We start from the raw sequence: 21,584 nt of genomic DNA, 5'->3' as shown, positions 1-21,584 counted from the left end.
AGGTCAGCAAAGAACAGAAGGAAAGTGTAATGGAAACACCTCAGCCCACTTCAAACGAGCAGGTTCAACAGGCAAAAAGCCGCAAAGGACTGGTAACTGTACTGGGTTTGGTTATAATCGTGGCTCTAGTGTGCGCTGGTGCTTTTTGGGTTCATAACTCAGATCCCATCACCTCGCCAACTGCCTCTGAGACTTCAGCCGCGGCTGCAAGAGCTCCGAAGCCAGTCCAGAACAAGGAATACGAAGCACTGCAAGCTGTGGTCCATAAGCCAAGCGTTGCAGACAATCAGGGCGGCATTATCGTGAGTAAAGAAGGTGTTGGCCGGGCGAGTGCAAATGTGCCAACTTTCGACATATACATGGACTTTTTATGCCCACCTTGTGCATCTGTGCACCGCACGCTCGACCCTAGCTTGGAGAAAATGATACAAGCTGGGCAAATCAATGTCGGCATGCATTTTATGGACTTCCTTGACCGAACGCGTTCTGACCAATATTCCAGCCGTACCGCTTCGGCTGCGGCAACAGTTGCTCAAGAGGATCCTAAGCACTTCTTCGACGTGGTTGCATCATTCTATGCTGAAGATTTCCAACCGGCGGAAGAAGCTGGCAAAGACATTAGCGACGAACAGCTTGCCGAGCGCATGATGTCGGTCGGCGTTCCTGAGTCAGTGGCTAAGAAAGCTGCGAGCGGGGAATATATTGAGTGGACACAAAAACTCAACGCTTATACGGTTACGCGTGCCGAATTAGCGCATCCTGACGGTAGCGACAAGGGTAAGATGACTACCCCAACCATCATTATCAACAATACGTATTTGCAGATAAACCATATACGCGGCGGGGCTGACGATGTGCGCAAGGCCCTCTATAAGGCCATTGGTTTAGACGAAAATCAGGTCGGCAAGGCTGGAAGCTTGCCTGCCATTGGAGCCACAGGTAAACCCAACGCCATATAGGAAACGGTTGCTTGGAAGTTGTATTTCTAATCGATGAGATCGTAACCGTGATGAGCGATGACCTCCCTGAGCTTGCCTAAATACAGCTGGGCAGCTTGGGAAGGTTTCGCTCGTTCATTGCTAATCCAACCCAGTAGCATGGTTTCCTCTGAGCGTAGGGGAATTGTAGTTATTTTCTCAGTATTCAGGTCCTCGTTATCAATGCCCGTGCACACGGTGTAAGCGTTGAGCCCAACGATAAAATTCAACATGGTTGCACGGTCAGAAACCGTTATTTGCTTTGAAGAATAATCAGGCCATACTGGTTCCTCTGCAAAGTAGAAGGAACCTTCGTTGCCTTGCTCATACTGCAAAAATGGATACGGCTCCAAGTCCTCCATAGTTAGTTCTTGACGGGCAGCGAGTGGATTATTGCGGGAGATAAACACGTGAGGTTGACAACGAAAGAGAGGGTGGAAAGCTAAATGCTTTTCACGAAGAAGTTTAGATATGATGCGAGAGTTGAATCCGGATTGATAAATGATGCCAATCTCGGAACGTAAGCTGGACACTTGGTCAATGATGTCTTTGGTCTGCGTCTCTCGAATAGTGAACTCGTATTCCTCAGATTCAATCGAACTAATCATTTCGACGAAGGCTTCGACGGCGAACATGTAATGCTGAGTGGAAACACGGCACAACTGTTTGCGCGGCTTAGTCTGCTGGTAACGTTTGTCCATCAAGTCGACTTGGTCCAACACTTGGCGGGCATAGGTTAAAAATTCCGCCCCATCAACTGTGAGAGAGATGCCTTGAGAATGGCGGGTGAAAATCTCAACGCCTAGCTCATTTTCTAACTCTTTTACCGCTGAAGATAGAGCGGGTTGTGATATGTAAAGTTCGTGGGAGGCTTCGTTCATAGAGCCACATTCGACAATCTTTACTATGTATTTGAGTTGGAGAAGGGTCATGCCCCTCAGTATAGCGGCAGTGACAATTCCTTATGTTTCGAAAACTACTCGCCTTGTCCTAAGGCTTCTACGTGGGCAATACCCGATTTGGCGGCCACGGGGTCTAAGTATCTTCCTGGCTCAATAGTCTCAAGTAATTGGCTAGAGTGTGTAGTCTTCACGAACCGGTACACCAGCGGTATGCCAGTCGGTACGTTGATATATTGGATATCGTGATCAGAGAGCTGCTCGAGCATCTTAATCGTTGCGCGAACTACCGAACCGTGAGTGACCACAAAAACAGTCTGCCCGCTAGCAAGTAAGGGAAGAATGCGTTCCTGCCAATAAGGCAGAAAGCGCATCAGCACATCGCTTAGGGATTCTGCGGTGATACATGCCGGATCCTTTTGATCTAAATGGTCTAGGAAGGGCGCGCTATAGCGAGAATCTTGACCCTGCCAATAGGGCGAATCGACACTAAGTGCAGGCGGTGCCACATCATACGAGCGCCGATATATACCGAAATGCCTTTGCCCGTATTGAGCAAGCATATCTGGCCGGGTCTGCCCTTGGAAAGCGCCATAATGCCGTTCGTTGAGTCGCCAAGAACGTTGTACTGGTACCCACAAACGATTCATCATGTCTAATGCTAGGTTCGAACTCTCAATAGAACGTCTTAAGAGTGAGGTGAATACACAATCGGGTTTAAGATCTGCGTTTTGTATAAGCTGACCTGCCTGGCGTGCTTGCTGCTTTCCCCATTCGCTCAGGGGAATATCGACCCAACCAGCAAAACGGTTGATGTCACTGCGCGTCCACTCACTTTGGCCATGTCGCATGAGGATGAGTTTTCCGTCCACCTGCACCTCCTAAAACCATAAGGAATCAAAAGCGGAAGCGGCTGCTATACCCGTGTTATTCATGCGCTCAGACTCGTTCGTTCCAGCATATCCTAAGCTTTGTGAGCGATTTTGAATCTGAGCATGGCCAGTGTCATCATCGCTTGCTTTGTTGCTTTCGAGCTGTTGCGAATCAGGTGCATATCGTAGAGCGAGTAAAACCTCTTGAGCGTGTTCCAATTCGTTGACGATGTCTGACGCATGTATGGGATGGCCTATAGCAGTAAAGCCGTCTGCACTATCGAAATCAATGCTCCAAGCCTTTTGCGCGTCTTCTACGAACTCACTCAGCTGATCATCGCGAACTATGAGTGGCTTCTTCCAAGCCCGCTCACGACTGTTAGATGCCAAGGATGCTGCCAATCCGTGTAAGTATGCGCCGGCCGCAGCAATCTGGCCTGTGTGACGCATATCACCATCAATAAGATCTGCCTGACTGGCTAAGAACGCTCCTTCTACTCCAGACAAGACATCTCCAGACCCTGCAGTTGACAACCAAGTAGGTCCGAAACCACTGGTGTAAATCTGAGGTTTGTTCCCCTCGTCATCGCCGTCACAGATCACTAAGGTGATAGCACCTTTGAGCAGGACAGTTGCACCCGTGAGTTTCCACGCTTCAATAGCCCAAGCTAGTGGCTCCTGTGCTATGCGAGCAGCGCTTACTTCCTCTCCATACCTGCTGAGCAGCTCTGCCAATTCACCAAAGTGAGGTGTTATTACAAAGTTGGGAGTTAGCTGGGCGTGGGGGAGTAGGTCTAAAGCCCCCGCATCAATTAAGACAGGAGTGGAGGGTTTGTCTTCGCGAGGCAGCGAATGAGACGTGCCGTCTTCATCACCGCTGCCTTCGAGAATGCTACGAATAATATCGCGTTGACTTTCACTGCCTTGCGCAGCCTTACTGGTAGGTACGCCTGAGCCGACGACTAGCGACTGCACTCTCCCTGCCCCGACCGTCGCTTCTGGTAGAGCCTCGACTACCGAGCGAGCGCTCTGTTCGGGACCTATATAGCGAATCATCCCTACATTGCAGGCAACCGCCGCTTTGGAGCTCAAGACTGCTGCTCCCGGGTATCGTGCAGAGCCGGTAACAAGTCCGACGACACCCCGTGTGTATTTGCTATCATTGATTGTTGGAACTTTCAGTAAGCTGGCGCAAGCTTCTGCAGTCATTGCTTCGACGTCTGCTTGCACGTCTTCAACATCAAAGCCAAGATCTACCAAAACTGTTCGGCCACACACGTATGCCGCCGGTGGAAGAAGGGAACAAGGTTTGAGTGCTCCAAAGCTGACGGTGACATCGGCTGGGATATAAGCGCCAGGTAAGGTTCCCATGTCGACATTAACTCCAGAAGGTACATCAACAGCCAAAATCAGGGGCCGATCTGCTTTCCAAGGCTGTGTCTGATACGAAGCAGTTTGAATGCTTCCCTCGGCTTGCCCAACTGTGGCTGCTAGAGTCTGGGCAATGCCATGAAGGGGGCCGTTCGCGCCTATGCCAGTCATAGCATCAATGATGATATCGCAGTGGCGTACCAGTTTTATACTCTCTTGTAATCGCTCGTTTGCTTGGGATGTGTCGTCTGCTGACGGGGCGAAAGGTATATTGGCCTGTGGAGACAAGACCCATATGGTGCCGCCTGCTTGAACAAAAGAATCTGTAGCTCGGTCGTGAAGTTGGGTGCCGGTCGCAAGCGCCGTAACTTCCGCTCCCCAAGCTGCCAATTGAGCCCCTGCATACAAGCCATCGCCGCCGTTATTGCCGCCGCCAGCCAAGATGGCAACAGTAGCATCTTCAATATCTATTCCAGCCATTGAGAGCATGAGCCAAGCGTTTGCAGCCACCGCTTGTCCAGCTTTTTGCATGAGCGGTTGACCATCTTCAAGGAGGGGCTGTTCTAAGGAACGGATTACTTGGGATCGGTAAGCAGTCCTCGCTAACTTGTGTTCAGCTTGATACTCGTCTTTGACCATGGTCTCGTCCTTTCTCGGCTGCATCGCCCAGATGGCTTCAGTAGTCTTGCATACTACTCTAACGAGCTTTCGTGCTTTGCGCATACCGCTTATCTCTACTTAAACGCTTGCTCATGTCACGATAAGAGGCTAATCTCGAAACTTATGCTATTGAGTATGGAGTGTCGCAGGAAGGACAGCGTATATGCAAGGATTTGAACTGCCAGCTGCAACACAGATTGTGGCGCTCGTACTCACTGTAGTGCTGTGTGGCTTGATAGGTTTTGAACGTGAATACCTCAAGCATGATGCCGGCATTCGCACCCATATTTTAGTAGGTCTCGGTTCTTGTCTCTTTACACTTGTCTCTATCTATGGTGTGAACGCAGCAGTTGGGAATTATAATTGGGACGCTTCTCGCATAGCTGCCGGTGTGGCTTCTGGCATAGGTTTTATCGGCGCTGGTGTTATCTTCTTTAACCATGATGCCGTGCGTGGTTTGACAACTTCCTCTGCTATTTGGGTGGCTTCAGCGGTTGGTGTAACTTGCGGTGCCAGTATGTTCACCGTTGCAATTGTGGCAGTTGCATTATATTTCATTTCGATTCTTGTTATTTCACCAATCGTGAAGTGGCTGTTGCGTAATAGGCAAAGTACGGGCCTACGGATTGTATATGAAGATGGACATGGTTCCTTACGAGCCACTTTGCTAGAAGCAAGCAAGATGGGGTTTGAATCTAGGGTGCTGGGCATTCGAGAAGTCAAACGTGAGGGCTGGCACGGAGCCTCGGTTACAGTCAACTTACTAGGTAAAGGTGATGTTTCTGGCCTCGTTGAAGAAGTTGGTAAGACCGATGGTGTCGAAGGTGTGGAAGTACTGGGCGATGAAGATTAAGGGTCCCCACTGGCTATGCCTGTAGAGACCCCCTGTGGGGTTGTACCTTACTCTTCGGCTACCAAGTCCAAGTAGCTGTCGTTCCACAAATCTTCGTCACCGTCGGGCATGAGTAAAACACGCTCGGGGTCAAGGGCTTGTACGGCACCCTCATCGTGAGTTACGAGCACTATTGCACCTTCATACTTGGCAATCGCTTTCAAGATTTCATCCCTTGATGCTGGATCCAAGTTGTTGGTAGGCTCATCAAGAAGCAGCACATTAGCGCGAGAGGTGACCAAGGTAGCCAAGGCTAAACGAGTTTTCTCGCCGCCAGACAGCACCGAAGCTGGCTTCATAGCATCGTCTCCTGAAAAGAGAAAAGAGCCTAGGATACTTCGGGCCTGCGTATCGTCCAAATCTGGTGCTACACGCTGAAGGTTTTCAAGTACACTTAAGTTGTCGTCAAGTGTGTCGTGCTCCTGGGCAAAGTAACCAATTTTTGCGCCGTGTCCCAGGGCGATATGCCCAGTATCAGGTTTTTCAATACCGGAAAGAATGCGCAGGGTTGTAGTTTTACCAGCTCCGTTGTATCCCAAAATGACAACTCGCGAACCTTTATCTATGGCCAGATTGATGCCTGCAAAAACAATGTTAGAACCGTATGCTTTTGAGACTTCTTCGGCCATAATAGGCGTTTTGCCACAAGGTGAAGGCTCGGGGAAGCGCAAGTCTGCAACCATCTCAGCCCGCTCAGCCTCTTGAGTCCCTTCAAGCAGGCGCTCAGCTCGCCTCATCATATTTTGAGCGGCAACAGCTTTGGTGGCCTTGGCGTGGAGACGAATGCCTTGTTTCATCAGGCGATCGGCTTTCTTCTCGGCTACTTCGCGTTCGCGACGCCTACGCTCTTCATCTACTACGCGCTGTTTGAGGTAGGCCTTCCAGCCCATCGAATACATATCGATCTGCGAGCGCTGAGCGTCTAAGTGCCAAACCTTGTTCACTGTTTCGTCAAGTAGCTCAGTGGAGTGAGAGATAACGAGGAAGCCGCCTTCAAATTTCTTGAGGTAGTTTTTGAGCCATTCAATAGAATCGGCATCCAAATGGTTGGTGGGCTCATCAAGAATCATGGTGTCGGCACCGGCGTAGAGGATGCGGGCCAGTTCCACTCTGCGTCGTTGGCCGCCGGAAAGTGTGCCGAGGGTTTGTTTAAGCGTATCTTGACTCAATCCCAGACTTTCGCCCATCACAATGGCCTCGGATTGAGCAGCATAACCACCTGCGGCATCGAAGTCTTGTTGAGCTCTGTCGTAGCGGTTCATGGCTTTTTCCATGATTTTTGGGTCGGGATTAGTCATGTCAGTTTCGGCCTTGCGCAATCGCTTAATAATGGCTGAAATTTCACGAGCGGACATGACTCGGTCGAGCGCCGTCTGTTCCGGGTCGCCAGCGTGGGTGTCTTGAGGTAGATATCCTAGCTGTCCACTGACGTGTATGGAGCCTGCTGAGGGCAGCATGTCGCCTGTAATGACGCGAGTGAGTGTAGTTTTGCCTGCGCCGTTACGGCCTACTAAACCTATGCGATCGCCCTTAACGACGTGGAAGTCGGTGGGGGATAGCAGGAGGCGGGCTCCTATGCGAATTTCAAGTCCCTGTGCCTCAATTGCCATTCTCTGCCTACCGCTTTCTTACCGTTCATCAAGTTGGCTCAGCGCATCTTCCCTAGTAGCAAACGCGTTAAGCCCCGACGACCATCATAGCGAAGGGGCTGATAAAGCTTGAGCTCTCAGCGGCGAACAAGCTTAAACTTGTCCCAGGGGAAGTAGACCAGCACATCGCCCACAGCTGCTATAGCAATCACAAGTACGCCAATAGCTGTATTTCTGCTCAGAATTTGGATGCCAATAGCTAGGGCTGACCAGAAGATAACGAGACCAAACACCCAATCGTTGGCTTTCTGCTCCATGAGGAAAGCGACTATCAGCAAGAGTCCTAGCAAAATCACGACAGCAAACACTTGTATTACGTCAGCGATGCCCATGCTCAGGACTTCCGCATCGAAGAAAGCGTTCAAAACGGTGGCAACGGTCAGCCAGCCGCCATACAAGGACAAGGGAGCCCAATCCAAGATGCGGACGGCAGAAGAGGTGTTTTTCTCATCTTCATCGTGGCGCACAATGGCATAAAGCAGCCAAGTTAAGACGGTCAATGCCAAGATAATGATGAGAGAGATAGTGAATCTCTTCATGTGCCAGAACGCTAGCCAGCAGATGTTAAGAGCGCAGGTGGCTACGAATATGAGCCCACTAAGACTCATTGGTAGGAAACCGAGCTTTTTGCGCGAAGGTCCAGCCATGCAATAGCGAACCAGCCATACAGCCAAACCGATGTATATGAGACCCCAAATGGCGAAAGCATAGCCTGCCGGCATAAACCAGACGTTTGCAGATTTGGCGATTTGCCCGGTAGTAGTTCCTTGGAATTGGAAGACTTCAGCGTAACCGTTGAAAGCAACCATGATAATCCAAGCAGTCCACAGGATGATCGTCTCGATAAGCTTCCACCTTCGTTCGGCGCGCGCATCACTGCGGGCCACAGACTCGTGTGCTGAGCGCTCAGCTGCTAAAACAGAAGGTGTTTTCACTGCCGTAGTTGGCGAAGATCTGTCGCTTTGTGGTGTATTGACCTTGAGCTTCGGTTGTGTTGTAGTCGATGCATCTTCATGTGAATTCATGACAACTCCTTGTTCCTTACTGCTCTCTAGGCCCTCAATAGGTCTTATTTCTTATTTTAGAGTCTGTGTTCGAGCAAGTCGTGTTTTATGCAGAAAACGCCTGTAGCGCAACTCTGACAGGAAGCTAACTTCGCTCTAATCGAACATTCGTTCGAAATATTTCGCTCTTTGGAGTAAACTGGTTATCTGAGCTATTTGTCAATTTCAGGCAGTAAGCATTGAGAGAGCGCATGAAACAAGTGCAGGAGCGAAGCATGGTGGGTAATATGTCGCACGCAGGGATCAAGGAGCCAAAAATGAAGGACAACAATGGTACCTTAATCACAGACCTGCACAATCTAGCAAACGACCGTAAGATTGTGATACAAGGCGCTCGTGCTCACAATCTCAAGAACGTCAATCTGACAGTTCCACGCAATAAGATGGTTGTCTTTACTGGCCTTTCTGGTTCTGGAAAGTCGTCCCTGGCTTTTGACACGTTGTTTGCTGAGGGCCAGCGTCGCTACGTGGAGTCGTTGTCTTCCTACGCTCGTCAATTTCTTGGGCAGATGGATAAGCCAGACGTGGACTTTATAGAAGGTCTGAGTCCTGCTGTTTCTATCGATCAAAAGACCACGAATCGCAATCCTCGCTCCACTGTGGGTACCATCACAGAAGTCTACGATTACTTGCGTTTGCTTTTTGCACGTACCGGTATTCCTCATTGCCCAGTTTGCGGAGCGGTCGTAAGCTCGCAAACGCCTCAGCAAATAGTTGATACCCTGATGGAAAAGCCAGAAGGTACCCGTTTCCAAATTTTGGCTCCTATAGCCCGTGGACGCAAGGGTGAGTTCGTTGAAACACTAGGTCTGTTGAGATCGGATGGCTATGCGCGAGCAATCATCGACGGCGAAATGCATCAGTTGTCGGACGACATCAAGTTAGCTAAGCAAAAGAAACACACCATTGAGGTAGTAGTTGACCGTCTCGTTATTAAGCCTTCAGTCCGTCAGCGCCTTACTGATTCGGTGGAGACTGCTCTCACCTTAGCTAAGGGGCTGCTAGTAGCTGATTTTGTAGATTTAGAAGATGCAGACCCTCAGCGTCGGCAACCGTTCTCTGAGCACCGTTCTTGCCCTAATGGTCACGAATTGGAGCTTGATGAAATCGAGCCGCGCACCTTTTCCTTCAATGCGCCTTACGGCGCTTGCCCCACCTGCACAGGCTTAGGATTCAGCTTGGAAATTGACCCTGAATTGGTTGTGCCAGATCCGGATAAATCTTTAGCGGATGGTGCAATTGAGCCCTGGTCTTCCACTAAGACTCAGCAGAGTTTCTATGGGCATATGCTGGATGGCTTAGCAGAGGAAATGGGCTTTTCTACCAAAACGGCCTGGAAAGATCTCCCCGACGACGTCAAGCACTCGATTATGTATGGGCATGACTTCAAGGTGAAGGTGTCCTACCGTAACCGTTGGGGCCGTTTGCGCGAGTATACGACTGGTTTCGAAGGTGTGATTCGTACACTGATGCGCCGTCGCGATGAAACAGATTCTGACTCGATGAAACAATATTATGAGTCGTACATGCGTGAGGTGCCCTGCCAAGTATGCCACGGCAAACGGCTCAAGCCCGAAGTGCTGGCGGTGACGGTCAAGGACCTTTCCATTGCGCAGGTATGTGACATGCCGATTTCTCAGTCTTACCAGTGGATTGAGGATTTGCACTTGGATGGCGCGCAAGCCAAGATTGCCGGGGAAGTGCTCAAAGAGATTTGCGCCCGTCTGCGCTTCCTCAACGACGTGGGCCTCAACTATCTGACCTTGTCTCGAGCTGCGGCCACGCTTTCCGGCGGTGAAGCGCAACGCATCCGTTTGGCAACGCAGATTGGCTCCGGCCTTGTTGGCGTTATGTATGTCTTGGATGAACCTTCTATAGGGCTGCATCAGCGAGACAACGAGCGTCTTATCAGAACTTTGAAACACCTGCGCGATTTGGGTAATACCCTTATCGTGGTTGAGCACGACGAGGATACCATTAGGGAATCGGATTGGTTAGTAGACATTGGCCCTGGTGCGGGTGAGCACGGTGGCGAAGTTATCTATTCCGGTCCTGCCGCTGGCCTGACTGCCGCTAGCCGTTCGGTAACCGGAGACTATATTGCCGGTCGCAGAAAGATTGCCTTACCTGAACATCGTCGCAAAATAGACCGCACTAAAGAACTGACAGTGGTTGGTGCCAGGGAAAACAACTTGAAGAATTTGACGGTCAAGTTACCCCTGGGCGTGATGACTTTGGTTACCGGAGTATCTGGGTCTGGAAAGTCGACTCTGGTGAATTCTATTTTGTACCCAGTGCTAGCAGACAATCTCAACAATGCTCGCATTGTTCCGGGTAAACATACCCGTGTTGAGGGTCTCGACCTCTTGCGCAAGGTGATTCATGTTGACCAAAATCCTATAGGCCGCACGCCTCGCTCGAACCCAGCCACTTACACTGGCGTGTGGGACAAGATTCGTCAGCTCTTTGCTCAGACTCCCGAAGCGCAAGTTCGTGGTTATGGACCGGGAAGGTTCTCGTTTAACGTAAAAGGTGGGCGCTGTGAAGCCTGTCATGGCGATGGAACTATTAAAATTGAAATGAACTTCCTGCCCGACGTATACGTGCAGTGCGAAACTTGCCACGGTAAGCGATACAACCGCGAGACACTTGAAGTTACCTACAAGGGCAAAACGGTTTCAGATGTGCTTGACATGCCCATAGAAGAGGCTGCTGACTTCTTCTCGGCTTATCCCTCCATCTCGCGTTATTTGAAGACTCTGGTAGATGTCGGCTTAGGTTATATCCGACTGGGGCAGCCAGCTCCAACACTTTCAGGTGGTGAGTCGCAGCGAGTCAAGCTAGCTACTGAATTACAGAAGCGCTCAGACGGTCGCACTGTATACATATTGGATGAGCCCACGACCGGTTTGCACTTTGAAGATGTTCGAAAGCTGCTAGACGTTCTTCAAGGTTTGGTTGACAAAGGCAATTCCGTCATTATCATTGAGCATAATCTCGATGTAATAAAGACTGCCGACTGGGTCGTCGATTTAGGTCCTGAAGGTGGCGACGGTGGCGGTACTGTCGTGGCGGAAGGAACTCCAGAAGACATAGCTTTAACCCCGCAAAGTTGGACAGGCCGCTTCCTCAAGCCCATGCTCGACGAAGCAAAATTGGCTGCAGTTGATAAGAAACGTTCCAGCAAGACGAACTCCTCCAAAGCAAGACGAACAAGCTCAACCCGTAAAGTGAAGGTATAAATGTCAAGAAGCTGCTTCGAACGGCATTCGTCAAGTGTCTGGCGCAGAACTGCCCAGAACTTGGTTCAGCCTGCCGAAACTGGTTCTGAAGCAGACCAAGAGGGGGTCAACGCAAACGGTGCCCCCCTCTTGGGAGATAGTCGCGACCTTTTTAGGCCTAAAGCTGGAGATATCCCCGCTCAGCCCGGGGTGTATAAGTGGCGTGATGAAGACGGTCGCGTAATATACGTAGGCAAGGCGAAAAATCTTCGCAACCGACTGAGTAATTATTTCCAGCCTCTTACCAACCTTCACCCGCGCACTCAGACTATGGTTCTGACAGCTCGTAGCTTGGAATGGACCGTTGTTGGTACTGAGTTGGAATCACTGACCCTAGAATATACGTGGATTAAGGAATTCGATCCTCGTTTTAATGTCGTATTTCGTGACGATAAAACTTACCCGTATTTGGCAGTATCGGTCGGCGAAGAAGTGCCACGCGTCTGGATGACCCGTGTGCGTAAAAGGCGCGATACCCGTTACTTCGGCCCCTATGCCAAGGTATGGGATGTGCGCCATACACTTGACGGGCTCTTAAAAAGCTTCCCGGTGCGCACTTGCACTCCTGGCGTTTTTCATAAAGCACAACTCTCTGGAAGGCCCTGTCTGTTGGCTTCTATCGGGAAGTGCTCGGCTCCTTGTGTTGGTCGCATATCTGAACGTGATCACCGTCAGCTCGTAGCTGAGCTCGTTGGTGTCATGACTGGTCGTTTAGGAAAGTCGTACAAGGCAAGTTTGCATAAGCAGATGAAAGAAGCCAGCAGCGAGCTGAATTTTGAAAAAGCTGCTCGCTTGCGTGATCAAATTGCTATGCTAGAAACTGTTATCGAGCAGAACTCTGTGGTCTTTAACTCAGACGTAGACGCTGATATTTTTGGCATGGCATCCGATGAGTTGGAAGCCTCAGTTCATGCCTTCTTCGTGCGCTCTGGCGCCATCAGGGGTGAGAGAAGTTGGAGCGTTGAGCGTGTTGAAGATGTTTCAAACGAAGAACTGATGAGCGATTTAATCATCCAGGTGTATTCCGATTTGGCTTCTGAGCACCAGCAGGAAGAAGATCCGAGTCTACCTCCTATCGAACTGCCCAGCAGCGATGATTCCTCCATTGAGGTCAGTCAGGAACGTGATGCACTTGGAAGTACGCAGCGGATAACTGCCTTAGACGCTGCAGACCGAGCACGTGCTACTAAAGCTCGCCATGAACGCCAGGAGCAGACTGGTCGAGTCGATTTACTTGAACCTATTTCACCGGTCCCTAGGGAAATCGTGGTTCCTGTGCAACCTGCAAGGACTCAAGATTTAGAAAACTGGCTTTCGGGTATACGTGGGGGAGCTGTTACTATTCGCGTGGCTAGCAGAGGCGAAAAGAAAGCGTTGATGGAGCGAGCTGATGTCAATGCTCAACAGTCTCTTCAACGTTCCAAAATGAGTCGTATCTCAGACCTTGGAGCGAGGAGTGCAGCCATGAATGACGTTGCTCAAGCTCTTGGTCTTAGCCAAGCGCCTTTGCGCATTGAATGCTACGATATTTCCAATACAGTAGCCGGTGCTTTCCAAGTAGCTTCGATGGTGGTGTTTGAGGATGCTATACCGAAGAAATCAGAGTACCGACGGTTTGCTATTCGAGGGGCGGATGGCAAGGGAGCATTGGACGATACGTCTGCTATCTACGAGACGTTGACCCGCCGTTTCAAGCATGGCAATATTGCAGGCGATTCTGGCGAAAGTCTCGAAAATGAGCGAGAGTTGGAGAAGGCTTCGCAGAAGGGCTTAACTGCCAATGTTGATCTACCAGACGGGCAGCAGCTTGTCCAGCAAAACACGCAAGCACGCCATTTTGCCTACAAGCCCAATTTGATTGTTGTCGACGGTGGTAAGCCGCAGGTGGAGGCTGCTGCCAGGGCCTTGCGAGATGCCGGTGTGCAGGACGTAGCCTTGTGCGGTCTAGCCAAGCGACTAGAAGAAGTGTGGGTGCCCGATGATGATTATCCAATCATTTTGAAACGTCAGTCTCAAGGAATGTACTTACTGCAGCGAGTGCGCGATGAGTCCCACCGATTTGCCATCACCTACCATCGGCAAACGAGGCGTAAAGGTTCTCTGCGCTCGGCCCTAGACGACATCCCAGGCGTAGGCCAGGCTTATCAAAAGCGCTTGTTGAAAGCTTTCGGTTCGGTGAGACAGATGCGCCTGGCGAGCCTTGAAGAATTGGAATCCGTGAATGGTATTGGCCATAAAAAAGCAGAGATTATTTACCAAGCCCTGCACGAGTCAGAACAGAGCCAAGCAAACGAAAGTCACGAGACGGTAACACACAATGGTGCTGAGCAGTAACGAAAGTTCGTTAAGCTAGAGGTGAGTTGAAAGAATACAAGGAGGGGTCATGCCCCAAGTGAGCCATCAGTGCGCGGTTCTGGGTTGCCCCATCCAGCATTCTTTGTCGCCACTCTTACATACAGCGGCATACCGAGCCTTGGGGCTGACTGGCTGGTTGTATAGTCGCCAAGAAGTTTCCAGCGGAGGGCTTAGCTTATTCTTATCTGCTACCGACGTGTCTTGGGCAGGGTTAAGCTTGACAATGCCTTTGAAACAAGAAGTCTTTGCCTACGGACAGGCGCAAGACTATTGGTCGCAGAGATTGGGCGTAGCCAATACAGCTATCTTCGACTGGTCAGTAGAGAGAGCTACTCAGTCTTTGCATCTCTACAACACAGATGTTGAAGGTATAGTCTGTGCCATATCGGAAGGCTTGACCGAGGGAAGTCAATACGGCAATCCATCGAGGATGCACGACAGTTTCAAACCAGTCAGTCTTATCGAGGCAGCTTCTCTTGGGGGTCGAGACAAAAATGATACAGATTACATGGGAGTATCAGACGCCTCGGCGGTGGTCATCGGTACTGGTTCAACTGCTTGTTCGGCGTTGGCAGCGCTATCTGTTTTAGGAGTGCGCCGTGTAACTATTGTTGCCCATCATCTCGAGCATGCAAAGCAGGCGGTTCAGCTGGCCCAGCAATTAAGTTTCGCACGTGTGGAACTTACCGATATGGAAAATTGCTTGTCTGCGTTGATGCAAGCTCGAATAGTGGTTTCGGCAATACCTTCCGGTGGGGCTGATGCTCTAGCGCAGCGCTTAGAAAGCAGCGGTTTGAGGCAAACTAGTAGCAACTGTGAGCAGCCGGTTTTGTTGGATGTGGCGTACAATCGTCAGGCAAGCAAGTTAACCCAAGCGTGGCACAATGGTAGAGGGGGAATAGCTGTGGGTGGAGAACGCATGTTGCTCTACCAAGCTGTACGGCAGCTGTCACTCATGACGGGGTTAGCTATTGAGCAAGTGCCTATAGGGGCAATGGATACTGCGATGCAAGGGGAGATTTCATGAGCGGTGAACACAAGATTTCGACTCAGTCTTACGAGATTGATCAGGTGCAGCCGCCGCTAGAAGGTTTTGAAGTTATGCTTATTACCGGCATGTCTGGTGCCGGAAGAACACATGCTGCCGATTGCTTAGAAGATATGGGCTGGTATGTGGTAGACAATTTACCCCCTAAATTGCTGGTCCCGATGGTTGACTTAATGACTTCGGCTGGCAGTACTATCAAACGTCTAGCCGCGGTTATCGATGTACGATCGCGTTCCTACTTCGACGATTTGAATGCAGTACTTGGGCATTTAGACGACTTAGGCATTAAGTGCAGAATTCTCTTTTTGGATGCTTCCGACCAAGTATTGATCGCTCGTTATGAGTCGGTGAGGCGCCCGCATCCTCTTCAAGGCTCTGGTCGCCTCACCGATGGCGTGATTAAGGAACGCCAACTGATGGAGGGGCTGAAGGAACGTGCCGATATCGTCGTTGATACCTCTCATCTCACCATTCATGAGCTTTCGACTAAGCTCTACGAGGCATTGCTTGGCAAAGGTCCGACCACCGTTGCTGTGCATATCTTCTCGTTTGGATTTAAGTATGGCTTGCCTATCGACGCTGATTTCGTGGCCGATGTGCGTTTTTTGCCCAATCCCTTCTGGGTTCCTGAATTGCGTGAACTTACCGGTCGAGATAAGGCTGTTAGCGATTATGTAATGGCTAGCCAGGGGGCTAAGGACTTTATTGATGCCTATACCAAGGCTGTCATGACTGCAATTCGCGGTTATGCTCACGAAGATAAACACTTCGTCAATATCGCCATCGGCTGCACCGGCGGTCAACATCGTTCGGTGGCCATGAGCGAAGAATTAGCATCTCGCTTACGCCGGCAAGGATTAGAAGTCACAGTTTCTGCTCGAGAGCTTCCGCACAGAAGCAAACTGTGAGTTTATCCACAGCTTTCGTGCGGTGCATCGCTAAAATGTATTGCTGTCCGTCCCGCGTAACAGGTAGCCTAGGGTGTGCCGAATATCGGACTTCGGTACAGATGCCAATAGTGTAGTTTGTCCACGATATTCGGTATCACAGTAGTCCGGTGGTCTTGTCCAGTTCTGACATGATGAGGCCTTAATAGTTATCTTAAGAATCGTAGGAGGACGGGTCTTGGCCCTACTGGATGACGTCAAAAGTGAGCTCGCCAGCATTGATAGTGAACTGCCGCAAGTTAAGAAGGCGCAGTCTGCTGCAATGATACGGTTTGGTGGTGGCTTACACATCATTCAGCGCCACATTGTAGTCGAGGCTCAATTTGATTCTTTGCCTGCAGCTCACTGGTTGCAAAATACAATTCGTGACGTATACGGTCATGAGTCTGAACTCATTGAAGTTACCCGTCAGACTCCTACAGGCCAAGCAACTCGATACTCGGTGCGAGTTTTGCGCGCTGGCGGTGCTCTCGCTTTACAAACTGGTTTGCTTGATCAACGAAAGCGACCAGTTCGAGGCCTGCCAGAAGATATTATTTCCGGCAACATTTCGCAGGTAAAGGCGGCTTGGCGCGGTGCGTTTTTGGCACACGGAGAGCTTTCGGATCCTGGTAAAGCCTCATACTTAGAGATTGTGTGCCCCGGCCCGGAGGCAGCCTTGGCACTGGTGCAGGCGGCTCGTAGACTAGGGATTAAAGCTACTGCCCGTCAGGTTCGTAGCTCAGAGCGAGTGACCTTACGCGATCCTGATGCTATTGAGCGTATGCTCAACCTCATTGGTGCGCCCAAAACGTCGCGTGAATGGACTGGTAAGCGTTCCGATGGCGAATCCCGAGGCAAGGCTAACCGACTGGCCAACTTTGATGATGCCAACATGCGCCGTTCTGCCAAAGCTGCTGTTGAAGCTTCCGCCAAAGTAACTGAAGCTTTCCAAATACTTGGCGATCAGGTCCCCGATAATTTGCGTGCTGCTGGGCAGCTTCGTCTGGACCATCGCGATGCCAGCTTGGAAGAGTTAGGTCGGTTGGCAGATCCGCCTGTCACCAAGGATGCTATCGCCGGGCGTATTCGTCGGCTCCTGCAGTTGGCCGCAAAGGTCAGTAAGCAGCGTGAAGAACAAAACGCTTAAAGCGCCGGGGGAGTCGGGCTGGTTCATTTATCGGTTCACCCGGCTATCATTGGCACTAGTGTGACGTCGTGTTGGCAATTGTGACCGCTCTTGTTCTTACTGTATCGTTTGAACGCGTGCGGCCCGGAAAGGAAATCTATGAAGACACTTCAGGATCTGGGGAATTTAAAAGGCAAGCGTGTTCTGGTTCGCGCTGACTTCAACGTGCCGCTCAAGGGCACAACCATTACAGATGATGGCCGTATTAAAGCCGCTCTGCCTACCATTAAGGCTTTGCGCGAGCAAGGAGCCAAGGTTATCCTCATGGCTCACTTGGGTCGCCCTAAGGGTCAGGTAGTTCCGGAGCTCAGCCTAGCTCCCGTAGCCAAGCGCCTTGGTGAGCTGTTGGGTATCGATGTGCCGCTGGCAGAAGACACATACGGTCCTAGTGCACAAAGCAAGGTTGAGCAGATGCAAGACGGTGATGTCGTCATGCTTGAGAACGTGCGATTCAACCCTGAAGAAACTAGCAAGAACGAGGACGAGCGTGCTGAGTACGCTCGTAAGATTGCTGCTCTTGGAGATGTGTTTGTTTCCGATGGCTTCGGTGTGGTTCATCGCGCTCAGGGTTCAAACTACTCTGTAGCAGCTGATCTGCCTTCCGCAGCCGGTCTGTTAGTTGAGAAGGAAGTCAAAGCCCTATCTAAGGCTACTGAGAATCCCGAGCGTCCATTCACTGTCATTTTGGGTGGTTCCAAGGTTTCCGACAAGCTCGGCGTGATTGAGAACCTGCTTGATAAGGCAAATCGCTTGGTCATTGGTGGCGGCATGGTCTTCACCTTCCTCAAGGCTCAGGGCTATGAAGTTGGTACTTCGCTGCTAGAAGAGGACCAGATCGATACGGTGAAGGGTTACATCGAAACCGCCCAGAAGAATGGCATCGAACTTGTACTCCCCACCGATATCGTCGTTAACAAGGGCTTCCCTGCTGGCGAGACTCCAGTTGCACCGCAAGTAGTGCCTGCCGATGCCATTCCTTCTGACATGATGGGCTTGGACATTGGCCCTGATTCCTGCAAGCTGTTCCACAACAAGATTGTTGATTCTAAGACTGTCGTGTGGAATGGCCCAATGGGTGTCTTCGAAGTTCCTGAGTTTGCTGACGGAACCAAGGCAGTTGCTCAGGGATTGGTCGATGCTACTAAGGCTGGAGCTTTCACTATCGTGGGCGGCGGCGATTCAGCTTCCGCCGTACGCAATCTGGGCTTCCCTGAAGATGGTTTCTCTCACATCTCCACCGGTGGCGGTGCTTCTCTGGAGTTCTTGGAAGGTAAGGAACTGCCCGGTCTGAAGGTTTTGGACTAAGAGCAGCTCGAGAGAGCTACGGATTATAAGCCGGGCGGTCAAGATGAATCGCCCGGCTTTTTGACTTAAAGACTGTCGCATTTTTGCATGGAGGCTAGTATGTCCCGAACGCCGCTCGTTGCAGGCAATTGGAAGATGAATTTCGACCATCTCGAGGCAACGTACTTTCTCCAGAAACTTGTCTGGCTCTTGCGTGACGCTAAGTTTGATTACAATACATGCGAAGTGGCTCTCTTCCCCGCATTTACCGCCTTGCGTTCTGTAGAAGTGCTAGTGGAGGCTGATAACCTAGCTATTCGGTATGGGGCTCAAACAGTTTCTGTCACCAATCAAGGAGCCTTCACGGGAGATGTTTCAGCGGATATGTTGGCGCAACTTGGCTGCTCGTATGTAATAGTTGGGCATTCTGAGCGTAGAAAATATCATCCCGAAGATGATGCCAATATTGTTGATCAGGTCCGAGCGGTCTTGGCCGCTGGTATGCAACCTATTCTGTGTGTCGGTGAGAGCTACGAAGAGCGGCGCCAGGGTATAGAACTTGAATTTGCAGTTGGACAAGTGCGTGATGTCACTCGAGATCTTTCGCAAGAAGATGTCAGCAAATTGATCGTAGCCTACGAGCCTGTCTGGGCTATTGGAACTGGCATGGTCGCTACACCTGATGTGGCTCAAGATGCTGCGCGAGCTATTCGTTCACATATCGAATCTGCTTTTGGAGCGCAGTCGGCTCAAAGTATGCGAATTTTGTACGGCGGTTCGGTTTCATCTAAGAATGCTCAAGAGCTTATAGGGCAGTCAGATGTCGATGGCTTTTTGGTAGGTGGAGCTTCTCTCGAGGTTGAGGAGTTTGCTAAGATTGCTCGATTAACGCTAAAGTCGACTCGACGTTAATCTGAGAGCTTGTAGTGGGGGAGAGCTTGGCTTGGCTTTGACCGGGCCATGCGATAGACTGAAAGTAAGTTTCACTTGTGGAGGTAAGCTGTGACCATTGTCAAGATTGCGTTGGAAGTCGTTGTTGTCATTGCCAGCATCCTGTTGACCCTACTTATCTTGATGCACAGGGGTAAGGGCGGCGGCTTGTCTGACATGTTCGGCGGCGGTATGGGCGCAAACGCTGGAACCTCCGGTGTAGCAGAAAAGAACCTGAATCGTTTAACGATTATCGTAGCACTCGTCTGGGTTGCAATCATTATTGCCCTCAGTCTGATGGCCAAATATCACATCGGCTGATACTGTTGTCCTTAGCAAAGGCCCTTGAACGAATACCGTTCAAGGGCCTTTCCAATTATTAACGTCGTACAACTCTCATTATGTGGACAATCTTCGATTGCTGCTGACGTTCTTGGTAAATTCACTGTATAAGGACTGACAGCTAATCTCACAGAGGAGCAAGACATGCCATTTTCAGTGGGCGGCGGGGATTCAACAACTCATCATAAGAAGCGCCGAACTATTACTGTATTTGCTCTCAACTTCGTGCTGCGCTTTACTGTTTTTGATTGTGGGTTAATATTTTGGGGGTCGGACAAATCATTTGAACAGCTTTGGTCTGTATCTAACTGGGGTCCAGCCTTATTCGTGGCGGTAATCGGTTTGCTCTCAGACTGGTTCATTGCGCGTAATGGCAGCGTCAACTCCACTTGGGAGCGTCGCCAGGTCAAGAAGGGCTTGAGCTGGAAGCCCAAAAAGATTCATCACCGCTCAGACTTCCCGAACAAGGGTTAGCTAATTCCAATATTTAAGCAGCGCCCCCAGCTAGGTTATCTAACTGGGGGCGCTTCCTTATGTGAGTAGCGAAGTTGGACTGCCTACTCACATTGCAATCAGGCGTTTACGCGATCAATGCCGGCTTGAACATCTTCCAAGACGGAGGACCAGGAATCGATGAAGGAAGCAACGCCATCGGCTTCCAGCTTGTCGGTTACTTCCTTGATGCTGATGCCTAAATCAGCGAGCTGATCCATGATGCGGTGGCTTTCCTCATAGGTGCCTTCGATAGAAGGAGCACCGTTACCGTGGTCTGCCAAGGCATCCAAGGTCTTTTCAGGCATGGTGTTGACCACGTTGGGGGCAACCAGCTCGTCGACATACATGCAATCAGAATATGCAGCATTCTTGGTACCGGTGGAGGCCCAGAGAGGACGCTGCCTGTGGGCACCCTTAGCTTCAAGTTCGGCCCAGCGAGAATCGGTGTCGAACTTTTTCTCGAAAAGCTCATAAGCCAAACGAGCGTTGGCTACAGCAGCCTTGCCTTCCAGAGCCTTAGCTTCATCCGAGCCATTAGCTTCGAGCAGCTTGTCTACAGCGCTGTCAACGCGAGAAACGAAGAAGGAAGCGACGGAACCCATGTGCTTGAGATCGTGTCCGTTCTGATCTGCCTGAACCATGCCCTCGATAAAGGCATCGATGACCTGTTCGTAGCGTTCCAGAGAGAAGATCAGGGTAACGTTGACCGAGATGCCCTTGGCCAGAGTTGCGGTGATAGCGGGAAGACCCTCAAGGGTTGCAGGAATCTTAATCATAGCGTTGGGGCGATCAACCTTGGCCCACAGCTGCTCAGCCTGCTTTTCGGTCTCTTCGGTGTTGTGAGCCAGTCGAGGATCAACTTCGATGGAAACGCGACCGTCAACGAAGTCGCTACGCTCTGCAACTTCACGGAAGATATCCGTGGCGTTACGCACGTCAGTAGTGGTGAGTTCGCGAACAGCATCCTCAACGTTGACACGGCCCAATTCCTTGAGCTGTGCATCGTAAGGACCGACCTGATGCAGAGCTTTCTGGAAGATGGAAGGATTGGTGGTGACACCAACCACGTTCTTCTCGGCGATGAGCTGCTGGAGGTTACCGGACTCGATGCGGGTGCGGCTCAAATCGTCGAGCCAGATGGAAACTCCAGAGTCGCTAGTGCGCTGAGTGTTTGCATTTTCTGCCATATTATCTCCTTCATTATTCCTCCACCGTTTCAGTGGAGGGGTACAACGGGTAATGCTTGATAGTCCTGTAACTTCCCCAACCTGCGCGGTGAGCACACATTCGCTTCTTTGCGCTTTGATGCTGGTCTGCTTGTACAACTTTGCAGGCAGACCAGCATTGGTT

Annotated in this window: 16 protein-coding genes and 1 pseudogene; 11 read left to right on the top strand and 6 right to left on the bottom strand. The window is 50.7% G+C overall.

All coding sequences use genetic code 11. From position 1 onward, the window contains the following. Nucleotides 1-29 precede the first annotated feature (29 nt). Nucleotides 30-959, top strand: coding sequence for a DsbA family protein (locus R8377_RS04145; RefSeq protein WP_317642237.1), 930 nt, complete (start codon nucleotides 30-32; stop codon nucleotides 957-959). A 26-nt stretch (nucleotides 960-985) separates the two neighbouring features. Here R8377_RS04145 and R8377_RS04140 read toward each other — a convergent pair whose 3' ends face one another. The 3 genes from R8377_RS04140 to R8377_RS04130 are packed head-to-tail and all read right to left on the bottom strand — an operon-like array spanning nucleotide 986 to nucleotide 4,842. Then, the gene (locus tag R8377_RS04140; RefSeq protein ID WP_317642236.1) at nucleotides 986-1,909 is read right to left on the bottom strand and encodes a LysR family transcriptional regulator; all 924 of its coding nucleotides are present in this window, start codon (nucleotides 1,907-1,909) and stop codon (nucleotides 986-988) included. Between the two features lie 44 nt (nucleotides 1,910-1,953). Further along, a complete protein-coding gene (locus tag R8377_RS04135; protein ID WP_317642235.1) occupies nucleotides 1,954-2,748 on the bottom strand; it encodes a 2,3-bisphosphoglycerate-dependent phosphoglycerate mutase in 795 nt (264 codons plus the stop codon). A gap of 9 nt (nucleotides 2,749-2,757) precedes the next feature. Next, complete coding sequence (locus tag R8377_RS04130) at nucleotides 2,758-4,842, bottom strand: bifunctional ADP-dependent NAD(P)H-hydrate dehydratase/NAD(P)H-hydrate epimerase (protein WP_317642234.1); 2,085 nt, start codon at nucleotides 4,840-4,842, stop codon at nucleotides 2,758-2,760. Between the two features lie 100 nt (nucleotides 4,843-4,942). On the opposite strand from R8377_RS04130, the gene R8377_RS04125 reads away from it, so the two are divergent. Then, nucleotides 4,943-5,632, top strand: a complete 690-nt coding sequence (locus tag R8377_RS04125; protein WP_317642233.1) for an MgtC/SapB family protein — start codon at nucleotides 4,943-4,945, stop codon at nucleotides 5,630-5,632. Nucleotides 5,633-5,679: 47 nt separating this feature from the next. Here R8377_RS04125 and R8377_RS04120 read toward each other — a convergent pair whose 3' ends face one another. Then, complete coding sequence (locus tag R8377_RS04120) at nucleotides 5,680-7,281, bottom strand: ABC-F family ATP-binding cassette domain-containing protein (RefSeq protein ID WP_317642232.1); 1,602 nt, start codon at nucleotides 7,279-7,281, stop codon at nucleotides 5,680-5,682. 116 nt (nucleotides 7,282-7,397) lie between these two features. Continuing rightward, nucleotides 7,398-8,345, bottom strand: coding sequence for a TspO/MBR family protein (locus R8377_RS04115; protein WP_317642231.1), 948 nt, complete (start codon nucleotides 8,343-8,345; stop codon nucleotides 7,398-7,400). 296 nt (nucleotides 8,346-8,641) lie between these two features. Between R8377_RS04115 and uvrA the strand changes: the two are divergent. From uvrA to R8377_RS04070, 9 genes and pseudogenes are all read left to right on the top strand, one after another. Further along, a pseudogene (gene uvrA / locus R8377_RS04110) lies at nucleotides 8,642-11,527 on the top strand (excinuclease ABC subunit UvrA); the annotation flags it as partial. Nucleotides 11,528-11,626: 99 nt separating this feature from the next. Next, entirely contained in the window at nucleotides 11,627-13,999 is a 2,373-nt protein-coding gene (uvrC, locus tag R8377_RS04105; RefSeq protein ID WP_317642230.1) for an excinuclease ABC subunit UvrC, read from the top strand. A gap of 49 nt (nucleotides 14,000-14,048) precedes the next feature. Further along, on the top strand, nucleotides 14,049-15,047 hold the full coding sequence (locus tag R8377_RS04100) for a shikimate dehydrogenase family protein (protein ID WP_317642229.1): 999 nt from the start codon (nucleotides 14,049-14,051) through the stop codon (nucleotides 15,045-15,047). Beyond that, nucleotides 15,044-15,976 carry an RNase adapter RapZ gene (gene rapZ / locus R8377_RS04095; protein WP_425604981.1) on the top strand — a complete coding sequence of 311 codons (933 nt, stop codon included), beginning with the start codon at nucleotides 15,044-15,046 and terminating at the stop codon, nucleotides 15,974-15,976. Before R8377_RS04100 ends, rapZ begins: the two co-directional genes overlap by 4 nt. A 217-nt stretch (nucleotides 15,977-16,193) precedes the next feature. Then, complete coding sequence (whiA, locus tag R8377_RS04090; RefSeq protein WP_317642228.1) at nucleotides 16,194-17,144, top strand: DNA-binding protein WhiA; 951 nt, start codon at nucleotides 16,194-16,196, stop codon at nucleotides 17,142-17,144. A gap of 138 nt (nucleotides 17,145-17,282) precedes the next feature. Beyond that, nucleotides 17,283-18,488, top strand: a complete 1,206-nt coding sequence (locus R8377_RS04085; RefSeq protein ID WP_317642227.1) for a phosphoglycerate kinase — start codon at nucleotides 17,283-17,285, stop codon at nucleotides 18,486-18,488. Between the two features lie 99 nt (nucleotides 18,489-18,587). Further along, nucleotides 18,588-19,379, top strand: coding sequence for a triose-phosphate isomerase (tpiA, locus tag R8377_RS04080; RefSeq protein WP_317642226.1), 792 nt, complete (start codon nucleotides 18,588-18,590; stop codon nucleotides 19,377-19,379). Nucleotides 19,380-19,469: 90 nt separating this feature from the next. Next, a complete protein-coding gene (gene secG / locus R8377_RS04075; RefSeq protein ID WP_317642225.1) occupies nucleotides 19,470-19,718 on the top strand; it encodes a preprotein translocase subunit SecG in 249 nt (82 codons plus the stop codon). 165 nt (nucleotides 19,719-19,883) lie between these two features. After that, nucleotides 19,884-20,213 (top strand): hypothetical protein, encoded by a 330-nt coding sequence (locus R8377_RS04070; protein WP_317642224.1) that lies wholly within the window; start codon nucleotides 19,884-19,886, stop codon nucleotides 20,211-20,213. A gap of 98 nt (nucleotides 20,214-20,311) precedes the next feature. Here R8377_RS04070 and tal read toward each other — a convergent pair whose 3' ends face one another. Then, entirely contained in the window at nucleotides 20,312-21,421 is a 1,110-nt protein-coding gene (tal, locus tag R8377_RS04065) for a transaldolase (RefSeq protein ID WP_317642223.1), read from the bottom strand. Nucleotides 21,422-21,584: the final 163 nt, after the last annotated feature.

This window comes from Bombiscardovia apis (genome assembly GCF_033095945.1).
Classification (GTDB): Bacteria; Actinomycetota; Actinomycetes; order Actinomycetales; family Bifidobacteriaceae; genus Bombiscardovia; species Bombiscardovia apis.
The sequence above is the reverse complement of the archived record's forward strand: the minus strand, read 5'-3'. Positions and strand labels throughout refer to the sequence as shown.

What these genes read in the sequence shown, in the direction of transcription:
- uvrC (WP_317642230.1), top strand. Translation starts at nt 11,627, where the DNA reads ATGTCAAGAAGCTGCTTCGAACGGCATTCGTCAAGTGTCTGGCGCAGA.
- R8377_RS04115 (WP_317642231.1), bottom strand. Translation starts at nt 8,345, where the DNA reads ATGAATTCACATGAAGATGCATCGACTACAACACAACCGAAGCTCAAG.
- tpiA (WP_317642226.1), top strand. Translation starts at nt 18,588, where the DNA reads ATGTCCCGAACGCCGCTCGTTGCAGGCAATTGGAAGATGAATTTCGAC.
- R8377_RS04125 (WP_317642233.1), top strand. Translation starts at nt 4,943, where the DNA reads ATGCAAGGATTTGAACTGCCAGCTGCAACACAGATTGTGGCGCTCGTA.
- R8377_RS04070 (WP_317642224.1), top strand. Translation starts at nt 19,884, where the DNA reads ATGCCATTTTCAGTGGGCGGCGGGGATTCAACAACTCATCATAAGAAG.
- R8377_RS04145 (WP_317642237.1), top strand. Translation starts at nt 30, where the DNA reads ATGGAAACACCTCAGCCCACTTCAAACGAGCAGGTTCAACAGGCAAAA.
- R8377_RS04130 (WP_317642234.1), bottom strand. Translation starts at nt 4,842, where the DNA reads ATGCGCAAAGCACGAAAGCTCGTTAGAGTAGTATGCAAGACTACTGAA.
- tal (WP_317642223.1), bottom strand. Translation starts at nt 21,421, where the DNA reads ATGGCAGAAAATGCAAACACTCAGCGCACTAGCGACTCTGGAGTTTCC.
- rapZ (WP_425604981.1), top strand. Translation starts at nt 15,044, where the DNA reads ATGAGCGGTGAACACAAGATTTCGACTCAGTCTTACGAGATTGATCAG.
- R8377_RS04085 (WP_317642227.1), top strand. Translation starts at nt 17,283, where the DNA reads ATGAAGACACTTCAGGATCTGGGGAATTTAAAAGGCAAGCGTGTTCTG.
- R8377_RS04120 (WP_317642232.1), bottom strand. Translation starts at nt 7,281, where the DNA reads ATGGCAATTGAGGCACAGGGACTTGAAATTCGCATAGGAGCCCGCCTC.
- R8377_RS04100 (WP_317642229.1), top strand. Translation starts at nt 14,049, where the DNA reads ATGCCCCAAGTGAGCCATCAGTGCGCGGTTCTGGGTTGCCCCATCCAG.
- R8377_RS04140 (WP_317642236.1), bottom strand. Translation starts at nt 1,909, where the DNA reads ATGACCCTTCTCCAACTCAAATACATAGTAAAGATTGTCGAATGTGGC.